Annotated in this window: 8 protein-coding genes; 3 read left to right on the top strand and 5 right to left on the bottom strand. The window is 75.5% G+C overall.

Features of this window, described 5'->3' with window-relative positions:
* Nucleotides 1-91 precede the first annotated feature (91 nt).
* From ACFV5N_RS22395 to ACFV5N_RS22375, 5 genes are all read right to left on the bottom strand, one after another.
* Nucleotides 92-1,057, bottom strand: coding sequence for a DMT family transporter (locus tag ACFV5N_RS22395; RefSeq protein ID WP_385602694.1), 966 nt, complete (start codon nt 1,055-1,057; stop codon nt 92-94).
* Between the two features lie 20 nt (nt 1,058-1,077).
* A complete protein-coding gene (locus ACFV5N_RS22390; protein WP_385602691.1) occupies nt 1,078-1,362 on the bottom strand; it encodes a hypothetical protein in 285 nt (94 codons plus the stop codon).
* A gap of 124 nt (nt 1,363-1,486) precedes the next feature.
* Complete coding sequence (locus ACFV5N_RS22385; protein WP_385602688.1) at nt 1,487-1,714, bottom strand: DUF3107 domain-containing protein; 228 nt, start codon at nt 1,712-1,714, stop codon at nt 1,487-1,489.
* Nucleotides 1,715-1,902: 188 nt separating this feature from the next.
* Nucleotides 1,903-2,541: a TetR/AcrR family transcriptional regulator gene (locus ACFV5N_RS22380; protein WP_385602686.1), complete on the bottom strand. Its 639-nt coding sequence runs from the start codon at nt 2,539-2,541 to the stop codon at nt 1,903-1,905.
* A gap of 143 nt (nt 2,542-2,684) precedes the next feature.
* Nucleotides 2,685-2,945, bottom strand: coding sequence for a hypothetical protein (locus ACFV5N_RS22375; RefSeq protein ID WP_385602683.1), 261 nt, complete (start codon nt 2,943-2,945; stop codon nt 2,685-2,687).
* Between the two features lie 112 nt (nt 2,946-3,057).
* Between ACFV5N_RS22375 and ACFV5N_RS22370 the strand changes: the two genes are divergently transcribed.
* The 3 genes from ACFV5N_RS22370 to ACFV5N_RS22360 all read left to right on the top strand — a co-directional run.
* Nucleotides 3,058-4,104: an alpha/beta fold hydrolase gene (locus ACFV5N_RS22370; protein WP_385602680.1), complete on the top strand. Its 1,047-nt coding sequence runs from the start codon at nt 3,058-3,060 to the stop codon at nt 4,102-4,104.
* Between the two features lie 8 nt (nt 4,105-4,112).
* On the top strand, nt 4,113-5,339 hold the full coding sequence (locus ACFV5N_RS22365; RefSeq protein ID WP_385602677.1) for a DUF3152 domain-containing protein: 1,227 nt from the start codon (nt 4,113-4,115) through the stop codon (nt 5,337-5,339).
* A gap of 136 nt (nt 5,340-5,475) precedes the next feature.
* Nucleotides 5,476-7,146 (top strand): DUF3492 domain-containing protein (locus ACFV5N_RS22360; protein WP_385602674.1); only part of this gene is annotated, 1,671 nt, incomplete at its 3' end.

Genomic DNA, 7,146 nt, shown 5'->3' with positions numbered 1-7,146 from the left:
CAGGAGCATGGGGGTGAGCTTAAGGGCTGCCGCGCGCTGCCCGCCGGGCCGGGGGAGCGTGCGCCGGTCGCCGGGGGTGATGGGACCGCCCTTACGCGCCGCGTGCGGCGCGGCCGTTCTCGGCCCGGATGACGAGCGCGAGACCGGCGAGGATCACGGCGAGCGCGGGGTAGGCGGCCGGTTCGGGCCGCTGGCCGAGCCAGACGGCGGCGATGAGGGCCGCGCCGGGGGTCTCCAGCAGGATGGCGGTGGAGGTCACGGAGGGGCCCAGGCTGCTGACCACCCGGCTCATCAGGGAGTGGCCGAGCAGCTGGGCGGTGACGGTGAGCAGCAGCAGCTTCAGCCAGGTCTCGGCGGAGTACCCGGCGAGCGCGGACCCGCCGATCAGGCACACGGGCAGCAGCAGCGCGGCGGTGGTGGTGTAGCAGACGAAGGTGTACGCGGTGGTGCTGGTGGTACGGCGCACCTCGGCGCCGATCAGCACGTAGACGGCCGCCGCGATGCCGCCGCCGAGGGCGAGGGCGTCGCCGGCCAGGGCGCGGGCGGAGACGGTGAGATCGACGCCGGTCAGCAGCAGCGCGCCGGTGAAGGCGATGCCGACGCCCGTCCACACGGCGGCCGGGGGGCGGTGGCCGCGCAGCCGCAGCAGCAGGATGGTCCAGATCGGGGTGGTGGTCACCAGGGCGACGGAGGAGGCCACCGAGGTCAGCTCCAGGCTGGGCAGCCACAGCGCGAAGTGCGCGGCGAGGACGGCGCCGGCCAGGGCGGACAGGACGAGGTTGCGGCGGCCCATGCGGCGCACCTCGCGGCGCAGGGAGCCGCGCAGCAGGACGGCGGGGGCGAGGGCGGCGGCCGCCGCGGCGTTGCGCCAGAAGGCGATGGCCAGGGCGGGGGCGGCGATGGCGGTGATCAGTGGCCCGGACAGCGAGATGCCGGCGACGGCGACGGCCAGCAGCGCGATGTCGAGGCGGGGGGCCGTGGCGAGGCCGGTGCCGGTACCGGTGGCCCCGGTGGGGCTCGTGGCGGGGGCGCCGGCGCGTGTACCGGTGGCGGGCATTCCCCCACTGTAAGCCCCGCTCAGCTGGTGGGTGCTGACGGTCCGGGGAGCGGACGGGCGGCGGCGCCCGCCTCCGGGCGGGCGAGCAGCGAGACCAGGACGGCGGCGACCACCGCCGCGGCGGCCAGCCCCGGCAGCGCGGCACCCGGGCCGAGCACGGCATGGCTCAGGGCCCAGCCCACCGGGCCCGCCACCGCACCGGTGGCCAGGGTGAGCGCGCGGTAGGGGAAGTCCCGGCGCGGCAGCCGCCCGGTCGCCACGGCGGCGACCGCGAGCCCGGTCATCATCGACAGCAACGTCAGCACGATCACCTTGCGGTCCTACCACCGGTGACGGACGGCGAAACGGCGGCCCGGGAGTTCACCGGACCGCCGTATCCGCTGTTCAGCGGGTGTTCACCGCACCGTCACCAGGACCGGCCGGAGTGGGTCACAGCGGGCCGAAGCCCACCCGGCGCACCGCGGGCTGGCCGATCTCGACGTACGCGATCCGGTCGGCCGGGACCAGAATCTTGCGGCCGTTCTCATCGGTCAGGCTCAGGAGCTTGCTGTCCCCGGAGAGCGCTTCGGCGACCGCGGTTTCCACCTCCTTGGCAGACTGCCCGCTTTCGAGGCTGATCTCGCGCGGCGTGTGCTGAACGCCGATCTTGATCTCCACGGCTTGTCCCTCCGCTGGTCACTGTCGTGCTGTCGTGCGCGATGGTCCGCGCCGCAGGCATACCCGCACAGCGTATCCGGGCGCCCCCGGGGCCGGATCGCGGTGGGCCACGCCCTCAGCGAACAGCCGCCGTACCGGGCGTACCGGGACCGGGCCGGGGACGTACCGGGGCCGTGCGGGGACCGGCGTCAGGACGAGGACGGGTTCTGCATGGGGAAGCCCGCGATGCCCCGCCACGCCAGCGCGCCGATCAGCGACTTCGCCACCTCGCGCGGCACCGGCTGCCCCGAGCTGAGCCAGTGCCGGGCCGTGACCTGCGCCATCCCGCACAGGCTCACCGCCAGCAGCATCGACTCCTCCTCCGGCAGGTCGGTGTCCTCGGCGATCACCGCGCCGACCAGTTTGGCGCAGTCCAGCGACACCTGGTCCACCCGCTCGCGGACCTGCGGCTCATTGGTCAGATCCGACTCGAACACCAGCCGGAACGCGCCGCCTTCGTGCTCCACGTAGTCGAAGTAGGCGTCCATGGTGGCGGCCACCCGCTCCTTGTTGTCCTGCGTGGAGGCGAGCGCCTGCCGCACCGACCGCAGCAGCGCCTCGCAGTGCTGGTCGAGAAGCGCCAGATAGAGATCGAGCTTGCCCGGGAAGTGCTGGTACAGCACCGGTTTGCTCACCCCGGCACGGTCGGCGATGTCGTCCATGGCCGCCGCGTGGTAGCCCTGGGCGACGAACACCTCCTGGGCCGCCCCCAGCAGCTGGTTGCGGCGGGCCCGGCGCGGCAAGCGGGTGCCGCGGGGCCGAGCCTCGGTCTGCTCGATGGCGCTCACGCCGCCTCCCGGTGAGTGGTCCGTGTCGGTCGGACCGGTCGTGCCGACCGGCTCCGACTGGCCATCGTACGTTCGGGGCAACGGCCCCCGCCCGCGTGAGCCGGAGGATTTCACCTGGCGGACATCACGCCCGCGGTGCGTACTCAGGGCGGGTACTCCTCGTCACCCGGGTCCACCACCCGGGCCTGTTCCGCCGCGTCCGCCGGATCCACCTCGTCCACCTCACGCGCGGTGAGCGGGTCGTCACGGCGCTGCAGCAGTTCGAGCCGCTGCTCGGCGGCGTCCGCCTCCGGCGCCTCGGGGTCGGACGACGCGCGCCCGCGCCCGTAGGCGTCGCTCTCCTCTTCGTCCAGCTCCGCCAGGAACTCGTCGAGCCCGCCGGGCTCACGTGGATCAGCAGCCATCAGGCCTCACCTCCCGGGACGACCGATTGAGCGTCTCCCAGCGTAGGAGCCGATGGCGGAGAAGGCGAACGGGGGCGGGGGCGTCCACGATGCGGACTCGTAATATTGCGCCATGCCATCCACCGAAGAGCCCCGGACGCGGAACGCTTCGGAGCCGACCAGGCCGTCGCCGCCGTCCGCGCCCGCGCCGTGGCCGCCGGACCTGGGCACCGACGTCTCGATGGAGCTGCGGGACGGCGAGACCTCGTCGTTCCTCGCGCTCCCCGCCTCCGCCACCGGCGCCGGCATGACCCTCGCGCTGCGCGGGCGGACCGGGGACCGGGCCGGGCTGGAGCCCGCCTTCTTCGTGCACGGCCTGGGCGGCTCCTCCCGCAACTGGTCCGCCCTGATGGCGCGGGTGGACCGCGACGTGGACTGCCTGGCCGTGGACCTGCCGGGGCACGGTGCCTCGCCGCCCCCGGCCGACCGCGACTACTCGCTGTACACGCACACCCGCGCCGTCATCCGGGCGGTCGCGGCCCGCGGACGCGGGCCGGTCCACCTGATCGGCCAGTCGCTCGGCGGCGCCGTCGCCACCCGGGTCGCCGCGCTCCGCCCCGACCTGGTGCGCACCCTCACCCTCGTCTCGCCCGCGCTCCCGGAGGTACGGGTCCCGCGGACGGCGCTGCCCACCGCGCTGCTCGCCGCGCCCGGGGTGGCGCGCCTGCTGCGCCGGCTCGCCCGCGATCTGCCCCCGGCGAGCCGCGCCCGGGACGTGCTGGCCCTCACCTACGGGGACCCCGACCGGATAGCACCGGAGGAACTGGCCGCCGCCGTCGCCGAATTCGAGCGGCGCCAGGCCCTGCCGTACTTCTGGGAGTCGCTCGGGCGCAGTGCGCGCGGACTCGTCAACGCCTATACGCTGGGCGGGCAGCAGTCGCTGTGGAAGCAGGCGGAACGGGTGCTGGCGCCCACGCTGCTGGTGTACGGGGGCCGGGACAAGCTGGTGTCGGCCCGCTCGGCGCGCCGGGCGGAACAGACCTTTCCCGACGCCCGGTTCGTCCTGCTTCCGGACGCGGGACACGTGGCCATGATGGAGTACCCGGGCGTGGTGGCGGACGTGTTCCGGGAACTGCTGGCCGAAACCGCGGCCGGCCCTGACGAGGACGGCCACCACTGAGGAGCCGCATGGACCGCCAAGACGCCGCCCGTACCGCCCCCGCACCCCCCGGGGGGCCGGGCGGGACCGGCGCGCCGCGGCAGGAGTACGTCGACGCCTTCAGCGCGGAGCAGTACGGGCGTCCGCTGCCGGTCCCGGGGCCGCGCGGGGCCGGGGAGAGCGCGGGGCCCGGAGAGCCGGGACCGGTGGCGGAGCGGGGCCGGGCGCCCGGCCCCGCGGCGGCACCGGACCAGGAGCCGGATCCGGCACCGGAGCCGGAGCCGGTGGTCGTGCCGGAGGAGCCCCGGGCCGGGCGGGAGCCCGAACCCGAGCCCGCCCACCGGCCGCAGCCGGGCGCCGGGCGGCACCGCGGGGCGCGCCGCCGGGCGGCGCGGTCCGGCGGCTGGGGCCGTACGGTCACCGGGGCCGCCGCCGCGGCGGTGGCCGCCGTGCTGACCGTGGTGGTCGCCGGCGAGACGCACGGCCCGGCGGCCGTGAGCGGTGACGGGGCGGGCGACAGCCGCCCGCACCTGGGCCAGCAGGACCTGTCGCCGCGGGAGAGCGCCTCCGGCGGCGAGGGGGCCGGGGCCACCCCCGAGCGGGAACCGGAGCCCGACCCGGAACTCGGCTACGACGAACTCATGGACAGCCGCTTCCCGCTCGACCCGGACCTGACGGGCGGCGGCGAACTGGTCCCGGTCGGCGGCAGTGAACCGGCCGCCGATCCGGACGCGGTGACCCTGCTGCGCTACCGGGTGGACGTGGAGGCCGGCATCGGACTCGACCCCGAGCTGTTCGCGGAGGCCGTGCACCGCACCCTCAGCGACCCGCGCAGCTGGGGCAACAACGGCGAGCGCGGCTTCGCGCGGGTCTCCTCCGGCGACTACGACTTCGTGATCACACTCGCCTCGCCCGGCACCACGGCCGAGTGGTGCGACAAGTCGGGGCTGGACATCCGGGCGACCAACGTCTCCTGCGACTCGGCCAGCACCGAGCGGGTCATGATCAACGCCTGGCGCTGGGCCCAGGGTGCCGAGACCTACGGCGACGACATGCACGCCTACCGGCAGATGCTGATCAACCACGAGGTCGGGCACCGGATCGGCTACGGCCACGTGGGCTGTTCGGCCGAGGGCGCACCGGCCCCGGTGATGATGCAGCAGACCAAATTCCTCACCTGGACCAACGGGCTGACCTGCACCCCCAACCCCTGGCCGCACCCGGAGAACGACGCCGGGTCCGCGCCTAACGACTGAACTCCATTCAAAGTCACGTTTCTTCACCCCTTCTGGTGGTGTGGCGGACAACCGTCCGTCGTGCCCGGCTCCTGCGGACATACCGTCTTCCCGCTGATGTCCAACCGAGTCCCAGGCATCCAGGGGAGGTGCGCCGGTGCGTATCGCGCTGCTCACGGAGGGCGGATACCCCTTCGCGCAGGGCGAGTCCGTGGCGTGGTGCGACCAACTGCTGCGCGGACTGGCCCGGCACGAGTTCGAGGTCTGCGCGCTCAGTCGCGGACGGAGCCAGAGTTCGGGTCCCTGGCGGGAGCTGCCGCCGAACGTGCGCCGGGTGCGCACCGCCCCGCTGTGGGGCCAGCCGCCGCGCTCCGGCGGCACCGGGCGGCCCGCGCGCCGTCTCGGACGCCGCTACGCCGAGCACTTCGCGGAGCTGGCCGCCGCCCTGTGCTGGGGCGAGACGGCGGCGCCGGACCGGGCCGCCGCGCAGGCGGACCGTTTCGCCGCCGGGCTGTACGGCATGGCCGGGACCGCCGTCGAGTTCGGCGGGCTGAGCGGCTGGCTGCGCTCGGAGGAGGCCGTCCGGGTCCTGGAGTCCGCCTGCCGGGCACCCGGGGCCCCGCGCGCCGTGCACGCCGCGCAGGTACCGGACCTGCTGGCGGTCGCCGAGCGCCTGGAGCGGGCGCTGCGCCCGCTGTCGCTCGACTGGTACGGCTCCGGCCCCGACGGTGACGAAGGGCTCGCGGCGGTCGATCTGTGCCACGCGGTGGGCGGCGGCCCCGCCGCGCTGCCCGGCCTGCTCGCGCGGCACTTCTTCGACACCCCGCTGCTGATCACCGAGTACGGCGTCCGGTTGCGCGAGCACTATCTGAGCAGCGCCGCGAGCGCCGCGCGCGCCGCCCACGCGGTGCCGCCCTCGGCCGCGGGCGCCCCCGTACGCGCCCTGCTGGCGTCCTTCCAGGCCCGGCTGGCCCGCGAGGCGTACGCCAGGGCCACGCTCATCACCCCCGGCAACACCCATGTGCGCCGCTGGCAGGAGCGCTGCGGCGCCGACCGGGACCGGCTGCGGACCGTCTACCCGGGCCTCGACGCACGGCCGTTCCTCGCCGTCGGGGAGGGCGAGACCGAGCGCGCGGCCCGGCGGGGCACGGCGCGCACGGCGCCGCCCGCGCCGCCGACCCTGGTCTGGGTGGGGCGGGCCGCGCCCGCCAAGGACCTGGTCGGGCTCCTGCACGCGTTCGCCGAGGTGCGCCGGGCCGAGCCCGCGGCGCGGCTGCGGATCGTGAGCGGCGCGCCGGGGGACGCCGGGTATCTGGCGCACTGCCGGACGATGGCCGCCCAGCTCTTCCCCGCCGAGTCGGACGACCCGTACCGCGAGGGCGTCAGCCCCGTCTCCTTCGAGGAGATCGGCGGCCCCGAACTGCCCACGCTCGCCTCCGCTTACGCCGCGGGCAGCGTGTTCGTGCTCTCCAGCGCCGTGGAGGGCTTCCCGGTCACGCTGATCGAGGCGATGTTCAGCGGCCGGGTGGCGGTGTGCACCGAGGTGGGCTCGGTGTGCGAGGTGATCGGCGGGACGGGCCTGGTGGTGCCGCCGCGCAATCCGCGGGCCCTGGCCGACGCCTGCGTGGCGCTGCTGCGGGACCCGGCGCGCCGGGCACGGCTGGGCGCGGCGGCGCGCGCCCGTGCGCTGGAGCTGTTCACGATCGAGCGGAATGTGGCGGCGTTCGACCGGATCTATCTGGAGATGATCTCGACGGGCCCGGTGCGCCGCTCGGCAGCCGCTCCGCCCGGGGACCCGGAGATCCCGTTCGCCTGCCCCGCCGAGAGC

It is taken from the genome of Streptomyces sp. NPDC059853 (genome assembly GCF_042731495.1).
Taxonomy (GTDB): Bacteria; Actinomycetota; Actinomycetes; order Streptomycetales; family Streptomycetaceae; genus Streptomyces.
This window is presented reverse-complemented; position numbering and strand designations above follow the sequence as displayed.